A 25,818-nucleotide genomic window follows, 5' to 3' on the forward strand; every position below is an offset into this window, starting at 1 on the left:
AAAAAACTATGAAAATTAACGATACACAACGTGTAGGCGCTGTTAACCCATACCAACGTACAAACGAAGCCAAAGCCGCAGCAGGTGAAAAAAGAGCAACTCGTAAAGACGAAGTATCGATCTCGCCGGAAGCTATGGAAATGTTACAAGCCAATACTGCACAAGCTTCTGCCGATGCAGAGCGTGCGCAAAAAATTCAAAGTTTGAAAGAGCAGGTAGCTGGAGGCACATACAAAGTCGACGCTGGTGCATTGGCTGACAAGCTTCTGCCTTTCCTAAAAGGAACGGGGAATTAATAAATGAGTGGAACTGTGCAGCCGCTGGTGGCTAAGCTAAATGAGCTTAACGATTGCCACCTGCAATTAATCGAACTGGGCGAGAGTAAAAAACGGGCCGTTATTGCCAACCAAATCAACGAATTGATCGCCGTCATGACTCAGGAATCCAAATTGGCTAAACAGGTCGAACAATTGGAAAATGAGCGTGAGCAGCTTGTATATGACTTCCTGCTGGAACGGGGTATCAAGTCCAAGCTGCGGCTTAATTTGACTGAGCTGGCGCGGCTGGTGTTTGATCCCGCAGAGAAACAGCAGTTGCTGGATGCCCGTGCTACGCTGTTCGATACACTGCAACGGTTCCAGCAACTTAATGACCTGAACAAACAGTTAATTCAGCAGGCTTTGGAATATGTGGACTTTTCATTGGAAATGATGGCGCTTGTTCCGGAACAGGAAGCAACTTATCAGCATCCGGCTGAGCGAGCTTATGGCCATACGCGTTCCGGGTTGTTTGATACAAGAGGTTAATATTTAGGAGGGTGCTATGACATCAACATTTCATTCCATTGAAACGGCTCGCCGGAGTATCGCCACAAACACAACGTCGCTGAGTACTGTTTCTCACAATATTGCTAATGCCAATACAGCAGGGTATTCGCGCCAGGTGGTACATACCAGTGCCACGAGACCATTAGAAGCCGTGGCTTTTCGCAATTCAACGAATCCAGGGCAACTCGGTACAGGCGTAGAAGTTACCGCGATCAAACGTGTTCGTTCGATGTTTCTAGATACACAGTTTCGCGGAGAAAACGCTTCGCTTGGAAGCTGGACGACACGATCCGATACATTGAGCAAGCTGGAAAAAGTAATTAACGAGCCATCAGATACAGGCATGCAAACGGTAATGAACAAGTTTTGGAGCGCCTGGTCCAATTTGAGTAAAGACCCGCAAAGCTCAACGAACCAGAAAGTGTTGAAAGAAACAACGCTGGCGTTGACCGATGCGATGAATCAGACAAGTCAGCAGCTTGATGCGTTGAGTTCGGACTTGACTTCCAGTGTTGGTATGGATGTTTCCACAGTGAACTCTTTGCTGAGCACAGTCGGTACGTTAAATCAAAATATTATGAAGATCGAAGCACAAGGTAATGACGCGAACGATCTTCGCGATCAACGCGACTATGCAATCGATCAAATTTCCAAATATGGCAATGTCACTGTGACCGAACTGAACACGGGCTATCAAGTCAATTTTGGCGGTCAACAGGTCGTAGATGGTGCTACCGTTACGCCACTGACAGCTGCCGGTGTACAAACCGCATTCCAAGGCGGCACATTAAACAGTGGCGAAATGTACGGTTTGATGTACTCCAGAGATGTGCATGTAGCGAATCAAAAGTCACAATTGGATCAACTTGCCAATACGCTCGCTAACGGCGAATTTTCCGTAACATTGCCGGCAGGCTCGGTTATTCCTGAAGGAACCGTGCTGAATGGGGTCACCTATTCCGATGCAGCAGGCAACCGGACACTCACTTCAGATTTGACGACAACTGTTAAAGGGATCAACGGACTGCATAAGCTCGGTTACAACAGCGATAGCGAGCAAGGTGGCGATTTCTTCGGTACGACCGACAATAGCGGTACGATTACAGCCGGCAATATTACGTTAAATAAAACATTGCAAGATGATCCAAGCCAAATCGCTTTCTCCTTGCGCACTTCAGGTACAGGAGCAAGTGAGAAAGTTGTCGTCGGTAACGGCGGGCTTGCGCTGCTCATGTCCGAATTGCAAGGTACGAAAATGGACTTTGGCGGTACAGCTCCAACGACAGTGCAGGATTATTTTAACGGTATTGTAGGTCAGTTAGGCGTAAACGCACAAGAAGCGAATCGCCAAACAGATAATGCGCAAACATTGACCGATCAAGTGGACGCTAATCGTCAATCGGTCAGCGGTGTTTCGCTTGATGAAGAAATGTCTGATCTTATTAAGTTTCAGCACGCCTATACTGCATCTTCCCGTTTTATGACTACGATGGATCAGTTGCTTGATCGTTTAATTAATAGTACAGGTCGTGTTGGACTTTGATAAATGAGGAGTAGATAACAATGGCAATTCGCATTACTTCAAATATGGTTTCCAATCAGACACTCAGCAATTTGAACAAAAACAAAAATACGATGAGCGATCTGAGCATGCAGTCTTCAACCGGGCGCAGAATCAATAAACCATCCGATGATCCAGTCGGCACCACGTATGCGCTGCGCTATCGTGCAGAGCTTGCTTCTACCGATCAATATAAAACGAACACCGATGCAGCCAAAAGCTGGCTCGACAATTCCGATACACTGATGCAGCAGTCGACAGACATTATGAAGCGTGTGAAAGAGCTGGTCATTCAAGCCGGTACAGGCACGACAGATGCAAGTGGCTTGAAGGCGATCAAAGATGAATTATCGCAATTAAAAGGCCAAATGGCGGATATCGGCAACAGTCAATTGACCGGACGTTATGTGTTTAATGGCGAAAAGTTTGATCAACGCCCGTATCAACTGGACGCTTCGACCCCATCGTATGCTAGCGTTGTGACCGATCCTGGCAAAGTTACGTATGGTATTAGCGAACAGATTTCGATCGGTGTGAGCACAAGCGGGAACGAGTTTTTTGGTAAACCAGCGGATACCGATAATGCGTTTGCTATTTTCGACCGTTTGGGCAGTGCGATCGATAATATTACGGCAACCGGCAGTAGAGATTATTCCCCCCTTACAAACGAATTGAAAAATATCGAATCCCGTACGACGACGATGGGAGCGGTACGCTCTGAAGTCGGCGCCAAAACAAACCGGGTTGAGCTGGTCAATAGCCGTTTGGAAGATCGGGAAATGAATATAACGAGCCTGCAATCTAAAGTCGAAGATGCCGACATCGCTGAAGTGATGATCAAAGCGACAACAGCTCAAACGCTTTATCAGGCAGCATTGCAAACATCGGCTGCCACAATGAAATTGTCATTGGTTAACTTTTTGAGTTAAAATAGGAAGAACGTGTAATAATTAATAACTTTAAAAGGCTATGGACTACCTCTGTCCGTAGCCTTTTGCTGAAAATAAGGAGGAATATGCAGCATGTCTGATCCACAGCTGAATCCGTCTGTCTCATCTGACGGGGACGATAAAGTATTTACATTTTCCAAAGGTATCCCTGGGTTCCCAGAACTGACCAACTATGTCTATATTCCGCAGGTTGAACCATTTAGCATATTACAGCCGCTTGACCATTCCGAGATTAACTTCATTTTGCTGGACCCATTTGTGTATTTTCCACAGTATGAAATAGCATTGCCGGACGATGTAATCGCAGAACTAGGCATTACGAGTGAAGAACAGGTCGTGGTGCGCAATATCGTATCTTGGAACAAAATGCCGCAGTACCGCACTGTGAATCTGGTAGCACCGATTGTTTTTAATCTGGACAATTTGCGCGCTAAGCAAATCATTTTGCAAAATACGGACTATACGATTCGTCATCCGCTGCAATCAAATCAGTCGGAGGGGGAGGAAGGCTAATGCTCGTTTTATCACGTAAAAAAGGCGAATCGATTATTATCGATGATCAGATCGAAGTTACGATTTTGTCGACGGACGCAGATACGATCAAAATCGGGATTAGCGCCCCTAAAAATATCGATATTTATCGTAAAGAAGTGTATCATGCGATTCAGTTAAGCAATCAAAGCGCCGCTATCAATACAGAGCTGATTCAAGACTTTCTGAATGAAAAGAAAAATAAAGATAGCTGAATTACTACAATAAAAACGATTTGCTTACAAAAATTAATTTAGAAAAATACTAAAAAACTATAACTTAAACAGTTGCAGTGGACGATATATAGTATAGAGCAGGACAGAGGATTACATGTAACAGAAATTCTTGTGACTGACTCAACAACCACATGGATGTGGAATAACCAATTTCAGGGAGGAAAAACCAATGATTATCAATCACAACATTCCAGCACTGAACACAGAGCGTAACTTGAATCTGAACAGTGCAGCAGCAAGCAAAAACATGGAGAAATTGTCTTCCGGTCAACGGATTAACCGTGCGGCAGACGATGCGGCAGGTTTGTCGATCTCCGAAAAAATGCGTGGTCAGATTCGTGGTCTGGAACAAGCACAACGTAACGTACAAGACGGTATCTCATTTGCACAAACAGCAGAGGGTGCAATGAACGAAGTGAGCTCGATGCTCGGTCGGATGAAAGAACTGAACGTACAGAAACAAAACGGTACGTACAGCGCAGGCGACAAATCGAACATCAATGCCGAGTTGGATCAACTGGGTAAACAGATCGATTCGATCATGAGTAACACAACGTTCAACGGTATCCACATTAACAGTGGTAGCGTGAGTGTACAAGCGGATGATGCGAACTTCAAAATTACGATCTCCGGTATTTCGACGAGTGGTTTCAACGGTCTGTCTTCCAGCACATCGCTGTCGAGCGTGAGCACAGCGATTGAGAAAGTAGCAACACAACGTGCGAATCTCGGTGCGGTACAAAACCGTCTGGAATACACATCCAACAACTTGGGTACAACAGTTGAAAACTTGACAGCTGCTGAATCGCGTATCCGTGATACCGATATGGCGAAAGAAATGGTTGCACTGTCCAAAAACAACATTTTGGTACAAGCGGCTCAATCGATGCTGTCGCAAGCGAACTCTGCGCCACAAGGCGTACTGTCCTTGCTGCGTTAATCGTAACCGGCGTGCTTTTGCGAAAGACCCTGATCATATCAGGGTCTTTTTTCTGTTTTGGAGGAATGAATGAGCTGACAGATCGATAATCATCACATATTTTTTTGGATAACTATAACAAAACGGATGCTTACATACGATATATAGTAAAGAATCGGTTTTTAAAGCTAATTTGCTTAAAAATATCGTTTCAGCTAACAACCACATGGATGTGGAATAACCAAATTCAGGGAGGAAAAACCAATGATTATCAATCACAACATTCCAGCACTGAACACAGAGCGTAACTTGAATCTGAACAGTGCAGCAGCAACAAAAAACATGGAGAAATTGTCTTCCGGTCAACGGATTAACCGTGCGGCAGACGATGCGGCAGGTTTGTCGATCTCCGAAAAAATGCGCGGTCAGATTCGTGGTCTGGAACAAGCACAACGCAACGTACAAGACGGTATCTCATTTGCACAAACAGCAGAGGGTGCAATGAACGAAGTGAGCTCCATGCTCGGTCGGATGAAAGAACTGAACGTACAGAAACAAAACGGTACGTACAGCTCAGGCGACAAATCGAACATCAATGCCGAGTTGAACCAACTGGGTAAACAGATCGATTCGATTATGAGTAACACGACGTTCAACGGTATTCACATCAACACTGGTAGCGTGAGTGTACAAGCGGATGATGCGAACTTCAAAATCACGATCTCCGGTATTTCGACTGGTGGTTTCAGTGGTCTGACTTCCAGCACATCGCTGTCGGGCATCAGTACAGCGATCGAGAAAGTAGCAACACAACGTGCGAATCTCGGTGCGGTACAAAACCGTCTGGAATACACATCCAACAACTTAGGTACAACAGTTGAAAACTTGACAGCTGCTGAATCGCGTATCCGTGATACCGATATGGCGAAAGAAATGGTTGCACTGTCCAAAAACAACATTTTGGTACAAGCGGCTCAATCGATGCTGTCGCAAGCGAACTCTGCGCCACAAGGCGTACTGTCCTTGCTGCGTTAATCGTAACTGGCATGTTTTTGCGAAAGACCCTGATATTATCAGGGTCTTTTTGCTTATTTTAAGCAATATGCGTTAAACAAAGGGTGCCGTTAACCGATAATATAAATACATAACCTGATTCTAAAACGATTGTTGTATAAATCATTTAACAAATACATCAGCAAGTGAAGGAGGATATAAAATGAATCCAATCAATAATGTGGGCAGTATGGTTAATATGAATGCATACGCCAACCCTGTTAAAGATGCGACTGCTAGGAGTACCGATCCTTCGACCGATCCAACCGCCGTGGCGCCGATTGCTGCCGTGCCGACTGTAGCGACACCAACAGCACCTAAAAAGGTGGATGAGAACTCTCAAGAAGCAGTGCAAGAGTTTAAAAAGACATTTAATGCGATTCAAGGACCGCCTAAATCGCTGGAAATTTCGATGCATAAAGAAACCCATTCGATTATGATTAAAGTTAAAAACAAAGATACCGGTGAGATCATTCGTGAAGCACCTCCAGAAAAGGTTTTAGATGCGATCGCCAAACTAATGGAAGTTACCGGGATGATTGTAGATAAAAAAATTTAGGGAGCTGAAAAAATGGACGTTACCAGAATCTCCGGTTTAGCAAGTGGAATGGATATCGACTCGATTGTCAAAAAGTTGATGACCGCAGAGAAAATTCCACTCGATAAATTAAATCAGCAACGGCAGCTCGTATCTTGGAAACAGGAGAGCTATCGTGATGTCAGTTCGCAAATGGTTACATTTCTAAATGATAAGCTGGCAAATTTGAGCTTGAGCAGCTCGATCAATGCACAAAAGGCGAACGTAACCGGTGATACATCATCCGTATCGGCATCCGCCAACGGAGCCGCAAATGGTGCATCGATGAATGTGACTGTGTCACAATTAGCAACAGCTACACGCGTGTCTTCCAGTTCAGGTGTCAGTGCTAATGATTCAGATGGAGGCAAAGACGGCTCCAAACTGAAAATGTCGGATGTTACAGGCAATAGCAACAATGGCTCGGTATCGATTAAGCTTGGTAGTGGCACCGCAGTCTCCATCGCTTATAACGCCACCGATACAATTAATGATTTTGTGCAAAAAATCAATACGAGCCAAGCAGGCGTTACGGCTATTTACGATTCCAGCTCTGGCAAAATGTCGATCACAAGCAATTCTACCGGCAACAGCAAAATCACACTGTCCGGTGATTCAAATGGGAATGCGTTTGACGGCTTTAATATTGCCAGCTCTACCGATTCGGATTCTGCCAATAGCGTACTCGGTAAAAACGCTAAGGTGAATATTAACGGTTTGGATATGACGCAATCAACCAATCAGTTTGTCATCAATGGTGTGCAATTGACATTAAATGCGGTGTCGCCTTCCGGACAATCTTCACAAGTTTCGGTCGTTGGCGATACCGATAAATTGGTTAGTTCGGTACAAAGTTTTGTAGATGCATACAATAGTGTGTTGTCACTGATGAACAACAAAGTGGGCGAAGAACGTTATGCTAAATTCCCTCCACTGACAGAAGATCAGAAAAAAACGATGACCGATGATCAGATCAAACTATGGGAAACAAAAGCAAAAAGCGGGATGCTGAAAGATGATGGCATTTTGGAGCAAACGATTTCCAGCATGCGTACAGCGATGGTGCAAGGTGTGAAGTTGGACAATGGCACAACGATCAGTTTTGCCCAGCTCGGCATTTCTACAGGTACGTATGAAACGAAAGGTAAACTGATTTTAGACACCGATAAGCTAAAAGCAGCGCTGGATAACGATCCGAATATCGTCACTAACTTTTTCGGTAATAACAACTCTAGCAGTGCACTCAACAATACGTATACTGAAAATGACGGTATTTTGGCAAGAATGAAAAAAATTACACGTACGTCTTTGGAAAGTATGGCAAGTACAGCCGGTACGTCTAAAGTCAGCAGTGATGCCAATGCTTCGTTTCTGCTCAATAGTTTATTAGGTACACAGCTTAGTTCATTAGATCGTCAAATTACGGATATGACCAGCCGATTGAATGATAAAGAAACGAATTACTATCAAAAATTTACCGCTATGGAAACGGCGATGAACAAATACAATTCGCAAGCGTCTGCTCTGTCGAGCTTCAGATAGGAATAAAGGGGGCCATAAAGTGATTCCATCACCTTATCAAAAATATCAACAAACCCAAGCGCAAACCGCTTCTAAACCGAAGTTGCTAATTATGTTATATGATGGTGCCATTCGTTTTGTCAAAGCAGGTATTGAAGGCATTGAAGAACATAATGTGGAAAAAGCGAACAACAATTTATGCAAAGCACAAGCGATTGTGCATGAATTGATCTCGTCTTTGAATTTTGACTTTGCGATTGCGAATGAGTTGCTGCGTATTTACGAGTATATGCTGCATTGTTTGATCGAATCGAATGTGAAAAAAGATAGCGAACCTGCCAAAGACGTGCTGATCCATCTGAATGATCTGCGGGAAACATGGGTAACAGCTAGCCGTTTGCCTGACGTAGCAACGAGTGTATAATGATGACACACCAGACTGAAGAAAACATGTCGTCACTGCTGGAGCAGTTACACGCCTTGTCTTCTGCAATCGTTGAGCGTTTACAGATCATTAGTGATGAAGAAATTTTTGCTTTTATCGCTGAACGTGGTGTGTTAATCGAAAAGATGGAACTGTATCGCTCCGAGCTGACCGAGCAGCATAAAGCGCAAATTGCCGAACTGATGCAGCTTGACCCGATTATTTTAAATAAAATGAATGAAATCAAGCAAGAAGCAGGTCAATGGCTAGAACGGCAAGGCACGATTCGTACGCAGCAGCATGCGTATCAACAGCATTATGTAACCGACAGTTTTTTTGTAGATCGGCGTAAATAATTGTATTAAATAAATGAGCGCATGTGACCATCAAATTCGAGATCACATGCGCTTTTTGCTATAATTATAAATATTATATTTTGGTAATATTAACAATTCATAAATAATATCCGATATATTAGGATATGTGCACATATTGAACGCCAAGCAACTCAATGATGTTATTGCTGTGTCTATTGAATGCGCGCACACTTATGATATAAGCACTATTCAGTAGATTTGAGCAAGGTTGCCGATAAAAGAATTGAAGTGTTGTCTTGGAGAAGTCTCTTTCAGCATAACGAAAAGATCATACACCAAAGAATGAGGAGATAAAATGATCATAAAAATTAAGAATGCCGTTGAACTTGTTAAAGATAAAGCTCGATATCGGGATATAGTTATATTTGGAAGTGGAAGTGGTGCACAGCATGTGAAATCTTTCTGTGACCATTTCGGAATTAGAATCGATTATGCTGTCGATAACAATGAGCATAGCCAGAAATTTAACGAATCATTAAACTTGGAAGTGAAATCCCCCGCTATTCTAAATCATGCGCGTAAAAATGTGTATGTATTGATTTCCAGTATGTATTATCGTGAAATAAGTGAGCAATTACAATCATTTGACTTAAAAGAGATAGAAGATTTTAGTGATTTTATTCATTTTTCCAATTTGGATCCGAAAGGACGCTACGGTTTTTTTGGCAATTATGCGTCGTATGAAGAAGCGTTGAAGCAATCTACTGGCTATGAGAATCCGATTATTATCGAAAAAATTAAACAATATACGATAACTCATATCAAGAACTTGGAAACAAGACTGGATACTCGTAGTCAACAACTGTTGACAAGTTTTGCCCATATTCAGGCGACTATGCCTAAAAACGAATATCGTATTCTTGACTTTGGTGGTGGTATGGGTGTACATTATTACACGCTCAAAGCCTTTCTTCCTCCAACTGTGCGCTTTCAATGGGTAGTTTTTGAAACACCTTCCATGAGTGCAGCAGGCAAAGAGAACTTTGCGAATGATGAGCTGAGTTTTATTAACAAATCAGAATTGGAATATGCCGCTGCTAGCGGGGAGTTTGATTTTATTATCGCAAGTAGCTTTGTCCAGCATACAGACGATCCTGAAACTTATTTTAATATCATTAAAAGCTTTAACACTCTATTTATATTAATGAATCGGTTACAATTGATTGAACAGGAAAAAGATATTTTATCGGTCCAATATGTAGACCCTACCATTTACGATGCTTCTTATCCGGCATGGTTTTTGGCAGAAAACAAGTGGCTTAACCTGATGCAGCAAGAACACGACATATTGTTTCGCTGGAGTATTCCTGAAGACGAAGCTTATCTTGATCATAAACATAAAGTAATTGGACAGGGAATGCTGTTAAAAGCAAAGGCTGCTGCTCAGGACGGTTGATTCAGTTTGGTGCTGGTTGAAATCAGATACGGCTATCAAGATTAGAATCGACAAATGATAGATGTAAATAGATTTTTAATCGCGATAGGAGAGATTGTAAGATGAATCATTATTGTACACTGTTTGACTCTCATTATTTATCTAGAGGGTTGGCGATGTATGAATCGCTTGTAGAAACAGGAGAAAGCTTCACATTATATGTGTTTTGTTTTGATGAATCATCGTATCGCATAATAACACAATTGAAGCTGGATCACCTGGTCGCGATCTCGTTACAGCAATTTGAAACCGAAGCGCTTTTAAACGTAAAAGGCGAGCGTAATGTGGCAGAGTATTGCTGGACATGTACCCCTTTTGTGATTGGACATGTATTAATGCATTTTGACGTGAGGGAAGTTACGTATATCGATGCCGATCTGTTGTTTTTTCATAAACCTTCTATTTTGCTGGAAGAATTTCGTGCCTCCGGTAGTTCGGTTTTAATCAATCGTCATAAATATATGGCTGAATATGATCAATCCCATATTTCAGGTATTTACTGCGTCGAATTTGTTACGTTTAAAGCAGATCAAAATGGGATGAGCGTGCTGGAGTGGTGGCAAGAGCGATGTCTGGAATGGTGTTATGCACGTGTCGAAGACGGGAAATTTGGCGATCAAAAGTACCTCGATCATTGGCCAGAACAGTTTGAAGGCGTGCATGTGCTGCAACATATCGGCACTGCGGCTCCGTGGAATGTACAGCGTTACCATTTGACTGACGATATGAAGATCGATGGACAAGACCTTGTATTTTATCATTATCATGGTTTCAAATATACAGGCCCTAATCAGTTCAACGTATCTACGATATATCGTATTTCCATGCAGGTGATCACTCATATCTATGCACCCTATATTGAAGCATTGCAGAAGCAAGAACAGCGACTCCAAGCTTATGCTAATGATGCTGTCATTCGTCATCATTATGATACAGTGGAGATGGCAGCACGCTATAACCGGTATTATTTGATGCAAGATCAGTGGCTTAAAAATGTACATCGTCAGCGTTATATCCAGCAGTATTTGCAGGAACGTGGCATTCAGAAAATTGCCATTTATGGTGCAGGTAAATTTGGCGAAAATGTATATGCAGAGCTACAACATTCCAATATACAGGTCGTCTGCTTTATTGATAATGCCAATGCGTATGGTGATATAAACGGAGTTCCAAAAGTGTCTCCCGCTCAACAAGAGCTATTGCAAAATGTAGATGCGATCATTATTACGCCTTTTTACGATGCGATTAATATTTTTATGGATCATTTCAAACAAAAAGAACAGGAACATAAAGTTTTATCGTTAGAAGATATTGTTTTTGCTCTCTCTTAATCGATCTGTTCTAAAATTAATCCGTTATATGAACAATTAAAGCAGCGCATATGATCAGTCCTCTAACTGGTTATATGCGTTTTTGATTGCATAGGCAAAAAGGCTAGTTTTTTTTGCAAAACATTCATAGAAGTTGCCGGAAATCCGATATACTGTTAGGAGAGACAGGCAAACTGGATCAAGTAAAGGGTGGTGTAATTGTGTCTATTTTACAAGCGAATATTGATTTTTTGGCAAGAAAATTTCCTGATGTCATTCAAGCCCTTACAAATGTGGAATTTGATGCTTCCAGTGTATATACAGAACGTGTGGAAAAAGATCAAGATTGGCTTGAGGCGGTACAAGGCTCGATTGAGGACTTTAAGCTGATTTTTATGTATGGTTTTGGACAAGGGTTGGCTGTTATTGATTTGCTTGAGCAATATCCAGATCGTTGGGTATTTTTGTATGAACCTAATATTTCTGTTTTTTACAATGCTATTCAACAATATAATTTGGTCGAGTTGTTTCAACATCCTAGCTTTAAAGGAATTGCGATTGGCGAAGATCAGTTGAAAAAGCTGTTTTCCTCCATTTCCGGTTATATGCAGTATGATCTGGCTTTTGTAGCGCATCGTCATTATCTTGAACATGGTGTAAAACAGTTGTATGATTTAAAGGAAGAATTTGTAAAATATAATGAAACATTTGAAGTGAACCAGCAAACGATGGATCATTTTCGTGTGCAATGGATGAGAAACAGTTTATATCAACTCGGTTCTGTAATGACATCGCCGTTGATCGAATCATTACGAAATGCTTTACGCGGTTGTACGGCTGTAGTTATAGGTTCTGGTCCGTCGCTTCAGCAAGATATAGAATGGCTAAAAAAGTTGAAATCACATGCGCTGATTATTGCGGCAGGTTCCAGTATTCAGGCGTTGAACAAGCATGGTATACAACCCCATCTAACGGTTGTAATGGACGGCGGCGAAGTGAATGACGCAATCTTTTCGGAGCCGGAGACGCTAACTGCGCCTATGTTAATAACATCCACCGCATATTACGGATTGAGTGAAAAAAAGCAGAGTCAGCGCATGTATAGTGTACTGCGGAACGATTTTGTGTCTCATTTTTTTATGGGCGCTTCCAAAGAACAATTTTTGCTTGAGCCGACTTCAACGGTAACAGGAACGGCGATGCAGGCTGCAATTTGTTTAGGTGCAAGTAAGATTATTATGATGGGGCAGGATTTATCGTTTCCGAATAATCAGTTTTATGCAGATGGCATTATACACGCTTATACAAAGTATTTGGAAGAAAAGATTGCTGAAGCAGCGGAAAATCAATGGCTAGTTGAAAATGTGGAAGGTTCACAAAATATAACCAACCGCAGCTTTTTGTTTATGAAAAATGGATTGGAGGAACTTATTGCCGCATTCCCTAATGTGCAGTTTATTAATGCCACTCGCCAAGGTGCGCAGATTGCCGGCTCGATATTTATGCCGGTTGAAGAAGTACTTGAACTGATCCAATCAGAGCAGATGGCTCCACACACAATCGAGCAATTGCTACAACAACAGCTTGAACAACCGTCACATTTGTCAACGCCGGTCAAAGCGGTACAGCAAAAACTGCAAGCGGTCGCGCAAGATTTTGAAGTTGTACACGTCGAATTGAGAAATTTAAAAAAGTTGCTGGATAAAGTGCAGGGCTTAAGCCGCAGCAAACCGCTTAAAGCTCAGCAAACGCTGGAAGAAATCGAAAAAAGCTGGACGTTAATTGTGAATCGCGACTGGTTTGAACCGATTATGGAATGTATTAATCCAATGGAATTGTCCCAGTTTGATAAACAGTTGCCAGCGATCATTACGGAGAAAAATATAATGACCAAATCCAGCTTGATTTATCTTCATCTCGGCAAATTGGTTAATACGATGATGGATACACTAAAAGAACTACATGATATTTTCCAACATTCATTGCAGCGCTTAGAGAACATCAATATGAATTGAAGATAAAGAAGCGGAGGTCGTGGTTGGATGGGCATATATCATCAAAAAAAAATATTGATTACAGGCGGAACTGGAACGATTGGTAATCATTTGATCAAGCAGTTGCTTCAAGATGATCCGCAGGTGATCCGCGTATTCAGCAGAGACGAATACAAACAATATGAAATGGGCATTCAGTTTCAGGAATACGCGCCCAAGCTAAGATTTTTAATCGGAGATGTACGTGATCAAGATCGCCTAATTCGAGCGATGAAAGATATCGATTATGTATTTCATTTGGCAGCGATGAAGCATGTTCCATTTTGCGAATATAATCCATTTGAAGCGGTGCAAACTAATGTGATCGGAACTCAAAATGTCATTCAAGCAGCGATTACAAACAATGTGAAAAAGGTGTTGTTTACGAGCACGGATAAAGCGATTTCGCCTACCAATACGTACGGAGCGACCAAATTAACAGGAGAGCGCCTAATTTCTTCAGCTGAATCGCAAAAAGGTTCCACACAGACGATATTCTCAGCCGTTCGTTTTGGTAATGTGATGGGCTCGCGCGGTTCGGTTATTCCATTGTTTAAGCAGCAAATTTTGGATCAAAAACCGATTACGATTACCGATCCAACTATGCTTCGCTATATGATGACTCCAAGTCAAGCGATTGACCTGATTTTGAAAGCAAATGAGCTGGCTAAAGGCGGAGAAATATTCGTTTTGAAAATGCCGGTAGTGCGGATTGGTGATCTGGCTCATGCATTGATTGAGCAAGTGACCGAAAAGTATAGCATTATGCATCAAACGAAGGTTGAATATGTAGGTCTTCGTCCCGGTGAAAAACAATTTGAGGAGCTTATGACGCTGGATGAAAGAGTAATTGCTGAAGAAAGTGAAGATATGTATACGATTCCTTCCATTTTCAAGCATCGACGTTCTCATGTGGAACAGCAACCGCTTGAATTACCGATGATTCCGGTAGATGAAGCAGTAATTAAGCAATGGCTGCAAGAAGAAAAGCTTGTATAAATGTACAAACTGCGGATGGATAATAGTTACCAATAGAATAAGCTCATACAAGGGGTGTATATATGATCGGGTTTGATAATACAAAAGAAGTTATTCTGTTTGGAGTAGGTTCACTGGGTCTAAAAGTACTGCAACAACTGCAAAACAACGATTATAAAGTTGTAGGTATATTTGATAATGATCCCAACAAGCATGGGACTTATGTAAACGAAATTCCGATTACTAAACCCGAGCATATTACTTTAGCGGATAATCAAAGGATTGTTATTGCCAGTTCTTACTCACTTGAGATTCAACTACAACTTAAACAACAGGGTATTCAATACGGTATACACTATGTTAATTATAATGAGCTGTTTCCTTATATAGAAGGCGGCTTGCCAATGAAGTTTTCTCGGAAAATCGACGAGTTAAGTACAATTGGTGAACCGTGGAAATACAGTATCGATGAAGTAGGCGTTTTAATTAAACAAGACAACCGCATATTAAGAGCCGTTTATAAGCATAGTGAGACAAAAGCCAACGCGATATTAAGCATTATGCAAAAAAAAGATTTTTACAACCATCGTATTATCGACGCTATCGTTACGGATTACAGTACCCCTAACTTTCCACTGATTTTGGCGCATCCGTTTATTCCCATTTGTTCGGACAGCCGCAGTTGGCCGTTTACGATGAAGCGACAAGCGATGGATTTTGTGGCTGAGCTTTTTACCGATTTGCACAAGGAAGGCTTGACGTTAAAAGATGGGCATATTCTTAATCTAACCTATGTGAATCATACCTTTTACTGGATTGATTATGGTTCATTACAACTTGGCACATTAAGTATGCCTACTTTGAAAGAATGGATCGATTCTTTTGTATTTCCGCTCATTTTGATGCGGAATTTGAAAAGTGAAGAATATCGTCTGCAAATGGGACAAGAGATTACTCCATATTTTATGATTCAGTCATTTTTGGATGAAGAAGGTAAAGTATTGATGGCTGACATATACAGTGATGTTGCCTCCCAGCAGGATTCCTATGACGCTCTGCATGCTGTGCATACGTGGATTAACAAGTATTTGAATGATACTTCCATTTATGAAGAAACGGATTGGGATAGCTACCGTCCGCTTAATATGCAGATTAGCGATGATTTTAAAAGAAAAGAATTAGCTCATAAGCATACTGTGATCCAAACCTTTCTGGGCAAGACGACAGGTAATACACTCATCGATCTAGCTGGCAATAATGGTCTGTATTGTATCGAAGCTTATCAAAATCATCGTTATACAGGCGTTTTGACCGATTATGACTATCAATGTATCGATAACGCTTATTTACATTTCCAAAAAGAGAAGATTGATTTTATTCCTTTAGTAAGTGATTTTAATCATTTCCCAGACAATTTATCGTTTATGGGCGAAACGAAATTTGATACAGCGTTATGCCTAGCGTTTATTCATCATTTGATGTTTAGTAATGGCTTTACTTTTGAAAAATTACGCAACAAAATTGTGCAGGTCATTCGTCAGCATCTCATTATCGAATTTGTGGATTGTAATGATGAGTATGTAAGTCAGTGGATCAATCCATTTTTCGAGTGGTATAACCAGACTAATTTTGAACAGGTGTTTGAAGAATGGTTTACAATCGAAGATAAACAACAAATATCCGATTCCAGAACGATTTATTTGATGAAGCTGAAAAGTGAACAATAAACGTGATTGGTGTACAGTCTATATGTGCTGTTGCACCTAGTCAAGTAGTTGTCTGTATAGGTAGCATATATATATCGTTTGTTTAGATCGTCCACAATTGCTGTAAATGGAGCGGTATCAAACAGTGGTTAGCAGAAGAATAGCTTATTTTGACATAAGCTGTTTTTTGTAAAGGGGTTTTAACGTTGGAATTTATTCCGTTACAGGAAGAACATTTGAACCAGGTGCTAAGATGGCGTACGCAGGCGTGGGTAACACGGTATATGTTTACCGATTTGCCAGAAAATGCAACATTGAAAGATCAGACAAAGTGGTTTGCGCAGATCAGTCAGGATGCTACGCAGCGTTACTGGATTATCATTGCTAAAGGCAGACAGGTAGGCGTTATATCCGTTAATGATATCGACCACAAACACCATCGTTGCAGTTGGGCGTTTTATATCGGTGAGCAGGATGTTAGCATGTTAAGTATGTTGCTTGCTCCATATGTATACCGCTATGTGTTTGAAGTGTTAAAATTTAATAAGATTAGCGGCGAGGTTATGGCTGCTAATACTGCGGTTCGCAAAATGCATATGCATTATGGTTGCAAGGAAGTGGGCTGTTTACGTGATCATATTTACAAATACGATACATTTCATGATGTGTATACGTATGAATTGCTTGCGGATGAATGGTTTCATAACAAAAGCAAATATGGAAATAGAATATTGGGTCTTGCGTAAACGAACTATCGCTGCTGTGTAAAGTGGAGGATTAAGCATGAAAATAATCGTGATCATTCAAGCGCGAATGGGTTCTACCCGTTTGCCTGGTAAAGTGCTGATGCCGCTTGGTGATAGCTGTATTTTGGATTATGTCGTACAGCGATGCCGCAAAATCCAACTAGTGGATCATGTGATTGTGGCAACATCGACTTTGGAGCAGGATAATCCGCTGGCAGCATGGTGCGAAGCAAATAAGGTGACCTGTTATCGCGGCTCAGAGGATGATGTACTAGCTCGTTATTATGAATGTGCACATGAATATCAGCCCGATTATGTGATACGCGTTACATCGGATTGTCCATTTGTAGATTATGAGCTGGCGAATGAAACGATCCAGCTTATGGTGAAGCAACCAGCAGATATTATCATTAATCAACAGCAGGAACAATTGACTCGTGGTCTTACGACCGAGTTATTTTCGTTTGCTGCATTACAATGGATGTATGAGCATACAACCGCCGAACGGCATCGGGAACATGTGACGTATTATGCGTATGAATATAGTGAACATTTTAACTATAGTGTGCTGGATGTACCGTCCAAGCTATTACATCCAGAACTTCGGTTGACGGTTGATACGCCTGAGGATTATGAAGTATGCCGTCTAGTAGCAAGTGAACTTGAACATAGTATCGACCGTTCTGCTCAAGAGATTGTCGATTATTTGCTGACTAGACCGGATATTTATCATATTAATGCGCATATCCAGCAAAAACCGGTTGTATAGATAGGGTGACGATCCCGTTGTTGTTTGAAGGCAGGAGGAAAACATGTATACTATTGCAATTCGCGTAGATGCCTCGGTTGAAATCGGGATTGGGCATGTGATGCGTTGTTTGACGCTTGCCCACATGCTGAAGCAATCATCCGACTACTATATTATTTTTGTATGTATGCAACATTTACCGGATTCGGTAGCGAAGTTGATTCGTGAAGCGGGTTATGAACTTGTGCTGATTGCAACAACAGAAGCAGACGAACCACAGTGGCAGCAGGATGCGTATCAAACGCGACAGCAGCTACAACGCTACACGATTCAATGGCTGATTGTGGATCATTACAAGCTCGATTATCGCTGGGAGCGACAATTAAAGCAACATGTGGAACGAATTTTAGTGATTGATGATCTGGCTAATCGTCAGCATGAATGTGAGGCTCTGCTTGATCAGAATTTACATCCAGCGATGAATGAACGATATAAAGAATGCGTGTCGGCGCAATGCCGTCTTTTTTTGGGTCCTGCGAATCTGTTGCTGCGACCGGAATTTACGGAGTTGCGTCCGTATCGGCAGCTTATTACGAACTGTCGGCATATTTTGCTTAATTTTGGTGGAAGTGATCCTACTCATGAAACGGAAAAGTGGTTAAAGGTTTTACTACAGCAGTCTGCGCTAATAGAGCGGCTTCATCTGCATGTGGTAGCTGGACCAGCCAATGTACAAAAAGGACAGATTCGTGAGCTATGTATGTTGTTTCCACAGGCGAATTATTACGAGCAAGCTGAAATGGCAAAGCTGTTACTGAACATGGATGCGGCGATTGGAGCTGGAGGCATTACGATGTGGGAGCGATGCTTTATGGGTGTTCCTGCTGCCGTCATTAGTGTGGCGGATAATCAATTGGAATCTGTCCACGAAGCCGAACGATTACAACTGATCTGGAATTTGGGGAAAAGTGAACATATCCAGTCAGAATCATTTATCGGATGGCTGCAAATGATCATAGATAATATTGACCAGCTTCGTGCATGCCAACATCGTTGTATGAATTATATGCCGTTTGGACAAATAGGGCTACATCCTGTAGTTGCTTATATGAAGGGGGAATTGTGATGGAGTTTCAAATTGGACAGCGATGGATCGGTAAAAACTATAAACCATTTATCATTGCGGAAATGTCCGGTAATCATAATCAATCGCTAGAACGGGCGTTAGAAATTGTAGATGCGGCAGCAGCAGCTGGCGTAGATGCGCTGAAGCTGCAAACGTACACAGCAGATACGATGACACTGGATATTCATGAAGGTGATTTTTTTATCTCCGACGATAACAATCTGTGGCAAGGTACGTCACTATATCGTTTGTATGAGGAAGCGTATACACCATGGGAGTGGCATCAAGCGATTTTTGAACGTTGTCATCAGCATGGCTTATTGGCGTTCAGCACACCATTTGATGAATCGGCGGTTGATTTCCTCGAAACGTTACACGTACCCGCGTATAAGATTGCCTCGTTTGAAAATACGGATATTCAGCTGATTCGCAAAGTTGCCGCTACAGGGAAGCCGATGATTATTTCTACAGGTATGGCTTCGATTGCAGAGCTGGATGAAACGGTACGGGAAGCACGCAAATATGGATGTGAAAATGTGGTGCTGTTGAAATGTACAAGCACTTATCCGGCTACACCGAACAATACGCATATACTTACGTTGCCTCATATGGAACAATTGTTTGGTTGTCCTGTAGGCATGTCGGATCATACGATGGGAGTTGGCGTTTCGGTTGCAAGTGTTGCCTTAGGCGCAACAGTAATTGAAAAGCATTTCACGCTCAGTCGTGCCGATGGTGGCGTGGATTCCGCTTTTTCGATGGAACCGGATGAAATGAAATCGCTTGTGATGGAAACTGAGCGAGCTTGGCAATCATTAGGACAGGTGCATTATGGCCCAACACAGCATGAGCAAGCTTCGCTCAAGCATCGTCGTTCACTCTATGTGTCCGCTGATCTCAAAGCCGGCGACGTATTGACACGTGACAATATAAAGGCGATTCGTCCGGGTCTGGGACTGCCAACCAAATATTTGGATCAGATGCTAGGGCGTCTCGTAAAGCAGGATGTTGCCAAAGGCACACCGTTAACATGGGAGGTCGTTTGAGTGAGACAAGAGCGTATTTTACTGACTGGTGGTGCCGGTTTTATTGGACGTTGGGTAACGAAACGTCTGCTTGATGAAGGGCACGACGTATGGGTGCTTGATGATTTATCGAATGGGCAATGGAGCAATCTGAAAGAGTTTGAACAACAAGCGAATTTCCAAGCCTTTATACAGGGCAGTATTCTGGATGAAGTGTTGTTGAACGAGTTGTTTGAACAGCATCGGTTTACGATCTGTTATCATCTGGGCGCGTCTATCAATGTGCAAGATTCGATTGATGATCCGGGCACAACATTTCGCAATGACACGGTAGGTACATTTTATATATTGGAGCAATGTCGCAAGCATTATACCAAAATGGTATTTATGAGCACCTGTATGGTGTATGATCGCTGTAATGAAGCGAGCGGGATCAATGAGCTGCATCCGACAAAGCCGGCTTCGCCTTATGCAGGTGCTAAAGTAGCAGCGGAAAATATAGTATTGTCTTATTATTACGCCTATGGATTACCAGCGGTTGTTATTCGTCCATTTAACACGTATGGTCCTTTTCAGAAAACGGGTGGTGAAGGTGGCGTTGTGGCGATTTTCCTCAGGAATGATCTGGAAGGACGTACACTGGACATTTATGGCGACGGTACACAAACACGAGACTTGTTATATGTGGAAGACTGTGCCAGATTTGTCGTTGCAGCAGGTTTTAACAGTACGGTGGATGGGCAAATTGTAAATGCCGGTCTTGGCAGAGATATAACGATTAACGAGCTGGCGCTGCTGATCACCGGTGATGAGGCAAAGATCAATCATGTAGAGCATATCCATCCACAAAGCGAAATCCCTAAATTGCTGTGCAATTCAGCTAAAGCGAAACGTTTACTAGGCTGGGAGCCTGAAGTATCGTTGGAGGAAGGGATTTCCAGAACAAGAGCATGGATTCGTGGCGGCGGATTAAATCATTAAGTATGGCAAAGATGGAAAGGGGGAAAACGATATGTCTGCTCATGATCCTAACGAAGCACCCGTACAGCGAACTGCTATGTTGCCCTATGGCCAACAGTGGCTGGATGAAGATGATATTAATGCTGTAGTGCAGGTACTTCGTGGAGACTGGATCACCCAAGGACCGATGATTCCAGCGTTTGAGCAAAAGGTTGCCGATTATGTAGGGGCGACTTATGCAGTTGCATTCACAAATGGAACCGCTGCGTTACATGGCGCTTGTTTTGCGGCAGACATTGGTCCTGGAGATGAAGTAATTACGACACCGATGACCTTTATTGCTAGCAGCAACTGCGTATTATACCAGGATGGCATTCCTGTATTTGCGGATATTGATCCGTGCACATACAATATTGATCCCGATCAAGTGGAAACGTTAATTACGCCGAATACACGTGCGATTATTGGTGTCGATTTTACCGGTCAGCCTGTAGCAGCGGATCGTTTGCGTCAGGTCGCTGATCAGCATGGGCTTGTGTTTATTGAAGATGCTGCGCATTCCATTGGAGCGAGTTACAAAGGAACGAAGGTTGGGAAATGGGCGCATATGACGATGTTCAGCTTTCATCCGGTCAAGCATGTGACAACCGGGGAAGGCGGTGTGATCGTAACCGATGATGAAGCGTATTATCGCAAGTTGGTGCAGTTTCGTAATCATGGAATGACCAAAGAACCGGCTGAATTGCTGAACAATGAAGGCGGATGGTATTACGAAATGCAAACGCTTGGCTACAATTATCGAATGACCGATTTGCAAGCAGCGCTAGGTGTTTCGCAAATGGATAAATTGGATTCGTTTATTGCACGGCGTCGAGAGATTGTGCAGCTGTATCAATCGGAATTGGAAGGGTTAGAGGGCATTGTATTGCCTTATCAAGCACCTGATGCTGAATCAAGCTGGCATTTGTACAGCATTCGCTGGTTACCGGAACAATTCAACTGTTCACGGCGCGAGTTGTTTGACCAGTTACGTAAGCTGAACATCGGTGTGCATGTGCATTATATTCCGGTATATTTGCAGCCCTATTACCAACAGTTAGGTTATCCGAAAGGGTTATGTCTAAATGCCGAGCATTATTATGCTACATGTATGACGCTGCCTTTATTTCCGAAAATGACGGAACAGGATGTTATGGATGTGTGTAAAGCGGTACACCAGGTATATGAGCAGAATAAAGTGCACAACACCTAAGAGACAAACATGTCGCTAAACGATATGTTGAACCTAGTTATGAATCGAATGGAGGAATAGATAATGAATAACGAGCAGAAATTGCAAGCCGCTTTTACGGAAGCACTGGGGTTGCCAGCAAATGCAGATGTGCAACAGTTAACCTATAATAGCATTTCAGAGTGGGATTCGATTGCTCATATGGCGCTCGTTGCCCAATTGGATGATCAATTTGATATTATGCTAGATACGGATGATATTATCGATATTAGTTCTTTTGCCAAAGCGAAGGAAGTGCTTGGCAAATATGGAGTGGACTTTGCATGATGCCTTTGCAAGGCAAGTGCATTTTTATTACAGGTGCTTCGCGCGGGATTGGTCGTCAGACAGCGGTAACATTGGCAGAGCATGGAGCACGGCTTGTTCTTGCTGCGCGCAGTGATGATGCACTGCATACATTGCGGCAAGAGCTGGAACATCGGTATGATGCCGAGGTGTTGACGATCGCTTATGATGTAACGGATGAAGATCAAACAAAAGCAGCTTTTCGGCAGACAAAACAGACGTTTGGTAGCCTAGATGGACTTGTGAACAATGCGGGCATACTGGAAAGCCGATTGCTTGGCATGATGGATGATACGACGATTCAACGGACGTTGCAAACGAATCTGGTAGCGGCTTTGACCCATTTACAATATGCTGCTCGTCTGATGAAGCCAAAGCGTAGCGGCAGTATTGTAAATCTGTCTTCCATTATGGGGCGTTATGGCAGTGAGGGGCATGTATTGTATGCTGCAAGCAAAGCGGGTTTGATCGGAGCAACCGTTTCGGCAGCAAAGGAACTAGCTCCGTATCAAATTCGCGTTAATGCGGTTGCACCAGGCTTTATCGACACCGATATGACAACCGGATTGACAGTGGAAAAGTATCAGGAGCGGCTGCAAAGCATTCGTATGGGGCGGGTAGGTACAGCGATAGATGTCGCCAATCTGATTTGGTTTTTATGCTCTGATTTGTCGGCTTATGTGACAGGGCAAACGATCGGTGTTGATGGGGGGATGATCATCTAATGTTCTGGTCGTTAGAGCGAAACGATATTCCCGCGTTGATTGAGCTTCATACGCAACATGTATTGACCTATGCTGAATTGTACGAGCAAGTACAGTCGTTTGCGGATTCGTTAACACAGCATCAAGCAGACAAAGCACTTGGTATTATTTATATGCGTAATGCAATTCCTAGTATGGTTGCCTATTTGGGAGCTTTGTCTAAACAGGATGCAGTATTGTTGCTGGATGCCAATCTGGCGGAGCCAATTAAGCAGCAATTTGTGGATCATTACAGACCGGATTGGATTTTTGATGAATCGTTACAGCTATATGAATCGGGCGAAGCAACTGATATTGAACAGGAGTTGGCAGTGCTACTGTCCACCTCAGGTTCTACAGGCAATCCCAAATTAGTAAGGCTTTCTTACGCCAATTTGCAAGCGAATGCAGCGTCCATTGCTGACTATTTGCAGCTTAAAGCGGATGAACGTCCGATTACGACATTATCGCCTGCGTATTCCTATGGATTATCGGTTCTAAACAGTCATTTGCTAAAAGGCTGTACGATTTTATTGACCGATGAATCGGTTATTACCTCCACCTTCTGGGATTTATTTCGTCAATATGAAGCAACCTCATTTGCAGGCGTTCCTTATATTTATCAAATGTTGCATCGGCTGCGCTTTCACACGATGGAATTACCGTCACTACGCTATTTTACCCAGGCTGGAGGCAGATTGCCTGACCCTTTAATCGCCTATTTTAACGATTCGGCTCAGGCGCGCCATATTCCATTTTTCATTATGTACGGTCAGACAGAGGCGACAGCGAGAATTAGCTTTGTTCCACCGGATCAATTATCCGCCAAAATAGGCAGCATCGGCATTGCTATACTCGGTGGTAAGCTTCAGCTTGATACTACTACCGGCGAACTCATCTATACCGGGCCGAATGTAATGCTCGGTTATGCTCAGCAACGAGCGGATCTGTCTCTTGGCGATATGCAGCAAGGTGTATTGAATACAGGCGATTGGGCCAGACAGGATGAAGACGGCTATTTTTGGATTCTCGGTCGGATGAAAAGATTTATTAAACTGTACGGATTGCGCATGAATCTGGATGATTTGGAGCGGTTTTTGGAGCAAAGTGTGGCGCTGCCGATCGCATGCAGCGGTAAAGATGAGCAGCTTTTTATTGCGATCGAAGCGACAAGCAGTGATGAACTGTTGCAGATGGTGCGTCAGCAATTGAAGCAGCGATATCGTATTCACCATACGAGCATACGGATTCGTTTTATGGATGAATTACCCCGGCTTAGCAGCGGTAAAGTTGACTATATTCGGTTAGGAAATGAGGTGGAGCAATGATTGACGAGCTATTGTCCGTCGACAATCCGTATCAGCAGCAACGTACGGAAAAGCAAGCGATGCTGCTGGAACAATTAAACGAACTGACCGCATTTCATCATCAGCATTGTATTCCATATCAACGTATTCTTGACAAAACGAATACGCCTATACAGGCTGCACGGCTGGAGGATATTCCTTACTTGCCTGTGCAGCTCTTTAAAATGCTCGATCTGTTTTCATTGCCGGAAGCGGAGCGTTTTAAAACACTTCATTCCAGCGGTACGACAGGGCAGCAAGTGTCCAGCATTCATATTGATCGCACGACCGCGGTATGGCAAACGAAAGCGTTAAATACGATTGTACGCAGCTATCTGGGCAAAACGAGACTACCGATGATTATCGTCGATCACAATTTCCTTAAAAACCGTCTGCAGTTTAGCGCGCGGTCGGCAGGCACGATTGGCTTCTCGCAATTTGGTCATCATCATCTGTATTTGCTTGATGATGAGATGAATGTGCAGGAACACGAGTTGGCGGCGTTTCTGGAACGGTACAGTGGACAGCCGATTTTCCTGTTCGGGTTTACGTTTATCGTCTGGGAATATTTGCTTCAATATTATCGCCGTCACAATCGCAAACTTGATCTGTCCGGCAGCAAGCTGATTCATGGTGGAGGCTGGAAAAAGCTGCAAGAGCAGTCGGTATCGGATGCGGAGTTCCGTCGTCTGTTGCAAGAGCAATTTGGTTTAACTGAAGTGTATAACTATTATGGTATGGTCGAACAGGTAGGATCGATTTATATGCAATGTGAGCAAGGACATTTGCATACGCCTGATTTTGCCGATGTGCTCATTCGTGATCCGCATACTCTGGATGTCGTTCCATATGGCGAACATGGATTGATTCAAGTGCTTAGCATATTGCCGCGTAGTTATCCGGGGCATAGCTTGCTGACGGAAGATATGGGCACTATTCGAGGAGAAGATGATTGTCTGTGCGGTCGTAAAGGGAAATATTTTACGGTAGCGGGACGACTGCCCAAAGCGGAGCTGCGTGGGTGCAGTGATACGTTTACGTTGCAGAGATAAGGCGAGACAGATGGGCATACAATACAGAAAACATGAACACAAGGCAAGCAAAGCGTTA

27 protein-coding genes are annotated in these 25,818 nt (G+C 42.8%); all 27 read left to right on the forward strand.

What is annotated here, in order from left to right; all coding sequences use genetic code 11:
- The first annotated feature begins 8 nt into the window (after nt 1-8).
- The 27 genes from flgM to U1I11_RS12850 all read left to right on the forward strand — a co-directional run bounded on the left by flgM (nt 9) and on the right by U1I11_RS12850 (nt 25,760).
- A complete protein-coding gene (gene flgM / locus U1I11_RS12720) occupies nt 9-296 on the forward strand; it encodes a flagellar biosynthesis anti-sigma factor FlgM (RefSeq protein WP_322906502.1) in 288 nt (95 codons plus the stop codon).
- A gap of 3 nt (nt 297-299) precedes the next feature.
- On the forward strand, nt 300-806 hold the full coding sequence (locus tag U1I11_RS12725) for a flagellar protein FlgN (protein WP_322906503.1): 507 nt from the start codon (nt 300-302) through the stop codon (nt 804-806).
- Nucleotides 807-822: 16 nt separating this feature from the next.
- Nucleotides 823-2,370, forward strand: coding sequence for a flagellar hook-associated protein FlgK (gene flgK, locus U1I11_RS12730; RefSeq protein ID WP_322906504.1), 1,548 nt, complete (start codon nt 823-825; stop codon nt 2,368-2,370).
- Nucleotides 2,371-2,390: 20 nt separating this feature from the next.
- Complete coding sequence (flgL, locus tag U1I11_RS12735) at nt 2,391-3,317, forward strand: flagellar hook-associated protein FlgL (RefSeq protein WP_322906505.1); 927 nt, start codon at nt 2,391-2,393, stop codon at nt 3,315-3,317.
- A gap of 93 nt (nt 3,318-3,410) precedes the next feature.
- Nucleotides 3,411-3,851: a flagellar assembly protein FliW gene (gene fliW / locus U1I11_RS12740; RefSeq protein ID WP_322906506.1), complete on the forward strand. Its 441-nt coding sequence runs from the start codon at nt 3,411-3,413 to the stop codon at nt 3,849-3,851.
- On the forward strand, nt 3,851-4,084 hold the full coding sequence (gene csrA / locus U1I11_RS12745) for a carbon storage regulator CsrA (RefSeq protein WP_322906507.1): 234 nt from the start codon (nt 3,851-3,853) through the stop codon (nt 4,082-4,084). Before fliW ends, csrA begins: the two co-directional genes overlap by 1 nt.
- 190 nt (nt 4,085-4,274) lie before the next feature.
- Complete coding sequence (locus tag U1I11_RS12750; RefSeq protein WP_322906508.1) at nt 4,275-5,045, forward strand: flagellin N-terminal helical domain-containing protein; 771 nt, start codon at nt 4,275-4,277, stop codon at nt 5,043-5,045.
- Between the two features lie 243 nt (nt 5,046-5,288).
- Nucleotides 5,289-6,059, forward strand: coding sequence for a flagellin N-terminal helical domain-containing protein (locus U1I11_RS12755; RefSeq protein WP_322906509.1), 771 nt, complete (start codon nt 5,289-5,291; stop codon nt 6,057-6,059).
- 181 nt (nt 6,060-6,240) lie between these two features.
- Nucleotides 6,241-6,636 carry a flagellar protein FlaG gene (locus tag U1I11_RS12760; RefSeq protein ID WP_322906510.1) on the forward strand — a complete coding sequence of 132 codons (396 nt, stop codon included), beginning with the start codon at nt 6,241-6,243 and terminating at the stop codon, nt 6,634-6,636.
- Nucleotides 6,637-6,648: 12 nt separating this feature from the next.
- Nucleotides 6,649-8,196, forward strand: coding sequence for a flagellar filament capping protein FliD (gene fliD / locus U1I11_RS12765; RefSeq protein WP_322906511.1), 1,548 nt, complete (start codon nt 6,649-6,651; stop codon nt 8,194-8,196).
- A 19-nt stretch (nt 8,197-8,215) separates the two neighbouring features.
- Nucleotides 8,216-8,599, forward strand: coding sequence for a flagellar export chaperone FliS (fliS, locus tag U1I11_RS12770; protein WP_322906512.1), 384 nt, complete (start codon nt 8,216-8,218; stop codon nt 8,597-8,599).
- The gene (locus tag U1I11_RS12775) at nt 8,599-8,955 is read left to right on the forward strand and encodes a hypothetical protein (RefSeq protein ID WP_322906513.1); all 357 of its coding nucleotides are present in this window, start codon (nt 8,599-8,601) and stop codon (nt 8,953-8,955) included. The genes fliS and U1I11_RS12775 overlap by 1 nt, the downstream gene beginning before the upstream one ends.
- 316 nt (nt 8,956-9,271) lie before the next feature.
- Nucleotides 9,272-10,372, forward strand: coding sequence for a methyltransferase, TIGR04325 family (locus tag U1I11_RS12780; RefSeq protein WP_322906514.1), 1,101 nt, complete (start codon nt 9,272-9,274; stop codon nt 10,370-10,372).
- Nucleotides 10,373-10,473: 101 nt separating this feature from the next.
- Nucleotides 10,474-11,742, forward strand: a complete 1,269-nt coding sequence (locus tag U1I11_RS12785) for a nucleoside-diphosphate sugar epimerase/dehydratase (protein WP_322906515.1) — start codon at nt 10,474-10,476, stop codon at nt 11,740-11,742.
- Between the two features lie 200 nt (nt 11,743-11,942).
- Complete coding sequence (locus U1I11_RS12790; RefSeq protein ID WP_322906516.1) at nt 11,943-13,736, forward strand: motility associated factor glycosyltransferase family protein; 1,794 nt, start codon at nt 11,943-11,945, stop codon at nt 13,734-13,736.
- Nucleotides 13,737-13,763: 27 nt separating this feature from the next.
- The gene (locus tag U1I11_RS12795; RefSeq protein WP_322906517.1) at nt 13,764-14,753 is read left to right on the forward strand and encodes a UDP-N-acetylglucosamine 4,6-dehydratase family protein; all 990 of its coding nucleotides are present in this window, start codon (nt 13,764-13,766) and stop codon (nt 14,751-14,753) included.
- 62 nt (nt 14,754-14,815) lie between these two features.
- Nucleotides 14,816-16,459: a hypothetical protein gene (locus U1I11_RS12800; RefSeq protein ID WP_322906518.1), complete on the forward strand. Its 1,644-nt coding sequence runs from the start codon at nt 14,816-14,818 to the stop codon at nt 16,457-16,459.
- A gap of 185 nt (nt 16,460-16,644) precedes the next feature.
- Nucleotides 16,645-17,184, forward strand: coding sequence for a UDP-4-amino-4,6-dideoxy-N-acetyl-beta-L-altrosamine N-acetyltransferase (pseH, locus tag U1I11_RS12805; protein WP_322906519.1), 540 nt, complete (start codon nt 16,645-16,647; stop codon nt 17,182-17,184).
- Nucleotides 17,185-17,221: 37 nt separating this feature from the next.
- On the forward strand, nt 17,222-17,953 hold the full coding sequence (locus U1I11_RS12810) for a glycosyltransferase family protein (protein ID WP_322906520.1): 732 nt from the start codon (nt 17,222-17,224) through the stop codon (nt 17,951-17,953).
- A 43-nt stretch (nt 17,954-17,996) separates the two neighbouring features.
- Nucleotides 17,997-19,058 (forward strand): UDP-2,4-diacetamido-2,4,6-trideoxy-beta-L-altropyranose hydrolase, encoded by a 1,062-nt coding sequence (pseG, locus tag U1I11_RS12815; protein WP_322906521.1) that lies wholly within the window; start codon nt 17,997-17,999, stop codon nt 19,056-19,058.
- Nucleotides 19,058-20,104: a pseudaminic acid synthase gene (gene pseI / locus U1I11_RS12820; RefSeq protein WP_322906522.1), complete on the forward strand. Its 1,047-nt coding sequence runs from the start codon at nt 19,058-19,060 to the stop codon at nt 20,102-20,104. Before pseG ends, pseI begins: the two co-directional genes overlap by 1 nt.
- Nucleotides 20,105-21,064: a dTDP-glucose 4,6-dehydratase gene (locus U1I11_RS12825; protein ID WP_322906523.1), complete on the forward strand. Its 960-nt coding sequence runs from the start codon at nt 20,105-20,107 to the stop codon at nt 21,062-21,064.
- A 31-nt stretch (nt 21,065-21,095) separates the two neighbouring features.
- Complete coding sequence (gene pseC / locus U1I11_RS12830) at nt 21,096-22,295, forward strand: UDP-4-amino-4,6-dideoxy-N-acetyl-beta-L-altrosamine transaminase (protein WP_322906524.1); 1,200 nt, start codon at nt 21,096-21,098, stop codon at nt 22,293-22,295.
- 63 nt (nt 22,296-22,358) lie between these two features.
- Nucleotides 22,359-22,601 (forward strand): acyl carrier protein, encoded by a 243-nt coding sequence (locus U1I11_RS12835; protein ID WP_322906525.1) that lies wholly within the window; start codon nt 22,359-22,361, stop codon nt 22,599-22,601.
- The gene (locus U1I11_RS12840; RefSeq protein WP_322906526.1) at nt 22,598-23,344 is read left to right on the forward strand and encodes an SDR family NAD(P)-dependent oxidoreductase; all 747 of its coding nucleotides are present in this window, start codon (nt 22,598-22,600) and stop codon (nt 23,342-23,344) included. The genes U1I11_RS12835 and U1I11_RS12840 overlap by 4 nt, the downstream gene beginning before the upstream one ends.
- A complete protein-coding gene (locus U1I11_RS12845) occupies nt 23,344-24,690 on the forward strand; it encodes an AMP-binding protein (protein WP_322906527.1) in 1,347 nt (448 codons plus the stop codon). The genes U1I11_RS12840 and U1I11_RS12845 overlap by 1 nt, the downstream gene beginning before the upstream one ends.
- Nucleotides 24,687-25,760: a LuxE/PaaK family acyltransferase gene (locus U1I11_RS12850; RefSeq protein ID WP_322906528.1), complete on the forward strand. Its 1,074-nt coding sequence runs from the start codon at nt 24,687-24,689 to the stop codon at nt 25,758-25,760. Before U1I11_RS12845 ends, U1I11_RS12850 begins: the two co-directional genes overlap by 4 nt.
- Nucleotides 25,761-25,818: the final 58 nt, after the last annotated feature.

The organism is Paenibacillus campi, assembly GCF_034659835.1.
Taxonomy (GTDB): Bacteria; Bacillota; Bacilli; order Paenibacillales; family Paenibacillaceae; genus Saccharibacillus; species Saccharibacillus campi.

Bases quoted from the DNA above. Each gene is read 5' to 3' on its own strand.
- flgM (WP_322906502.1), top strand. From the start codon at position 9: ATGAAAATTAACGATACACAACGTGTAGGCGCTGTTAACCCATACCAA.
- U1I11_RS12725 (WP_322906503.1), top strand. From the start codon at position 300: ATGAGTGGAACTGTGCAGCCGCTGGTGGCTAAGCTAAATGAGCTTAAC.
- flgK (WP_322906504.1), top strand. From the start codon at position 823: ATGACATCAACATTTCATTCCATTGAAACGGCTCGCCGGAGTATCGCC.
- flgL (WP_322906505.1), top strand. From the start codon at position 2,391: ATGGCAATTCGCATTACTTCAAATATGGTTTCCAATCAGACACTCAGC.
- fliW (WP_322906506.1), top strand. From the start codon at position 3,411: ATGTCTGATCCACAGCTGAATCCGTCTGTCTCATCTGACGGGGACGAT.
- csrA (WP_322906507.1), top strand. From the start codon at position 3,851: ATGCTCGTTTTATCACGTAAAAAAGGCGAATCGATTATTATCGATGAT.
- U1I11_RS12750 (WP_322906508.1), top strand. From the start codon at position 4,275: ATGATTATCAATCACAACATTCCAGCACTGAACACAGAGCGTAACTTG.
- U1I11_RS12755 (WP_322906509.1), top strand. From the start codon at position 5,289: ATGATTATCAATCACAACATTCCAGCACTGAACACAGAGCGTAACTTG.
- U1I11_RS12760 (WP_322906510.1), top strand. From the start codon at position 6,241: ATGAATCCAATCAATAATGTGGGCAGTATGGTTAATATGAATGCATAC.
- fliD (WP_322906511.1), top strand. From the start codon at position 6,649: ATGGACGTTACCAGAATCTCCGGTTTAGCAAGTGGAATGGATATCGAC.
- U1I11_RS12775 (WP_322906513.1), top strand. From the start codon at position 8,599: ATGATGACACACCAGACTGAAGAAAACATGTCGTCACTGCTGGAGCAG.
- U1I11_RS12780 (WP_322906514.1), top strand. From the start codon at position 9,272: ATGATCATAAAAATTAAGAATGCCGTTGAACTTGTTAAAGATAAAGCT.
- U1I11_RS12785 (WP_322906515.1), top strand. From the start codon at position 10,474: ATGAATCATTATTGTACACTGTTTGACTCTCATTATTTATCTAGAGGG.
- U1I11_RS12795 (WP_322906517.1), top strand. From the start codon at position 13,764: ATGGGCATATATCATCAAAAAAAAATATTGATTACAGGCGGAACTGGA.
- U1I11_RS12800 (WP_322906518.1), top strand. From the start codon at position 14,816: ATGATCGGGTTTGATAATACAAAAGAAGTTATTCTGTTTGGAGTAGGT.
- U1I11_RS12810 (WP_322906520.1), top strand. From the start codon at position 17,222: ATGAAAATAATCGTGATCATTCAAGCGCGAATGGGTTCTACCCGTTTG.
- pseG (WP_322906521.1), top strand. From the start codon at position 17,997: ATGTATACTATTGCAATTCGCGTAGATGCCTCGGTTGAAATCGGGATT.
- pseI (WP_322906522.1), top strand. From the start codon at position 19,058: ATGGAGTTTCAAATTGGACAGCGATGGATCGGTAAAAACTATAAACCA.
- pseC (WP_322906524.1), top strand. From the start codon at position 21,096: ATGTCTGCTCATGATCCTAACGAAGCACCCGTACAGCGAACTGCTATG.
- U1I11_RS12835 (WP_322906525.1), top strand. From the start codon at position 22,359: ATGAATAACGAGCAGAAATTGCAAGCCGCTTTTACGGAAGCACTGGGG.
- U1I11_RS12840 (WP_322906526.1), top strand. From the start codon at position 22,598: ATGATGCCTTTGCAAGGCAAGTGCATTTTTATTACAGGTGCTTCGCGC.
- U1I11_RS12845 (WP_322906527.1), top strand. From the start codon at position 23,344: ATGTTCTGGTCGTTAGAGCGAAACGATATTCCCGCGTTGATTGAGCTT.
- U1I11_RS12850 (WP_322906528.1), top strand. From the start codon at position 24,687: ATGATTGACGAGCTATTGTCCGTCGACAATCCGTATCAGCAGCAACGT.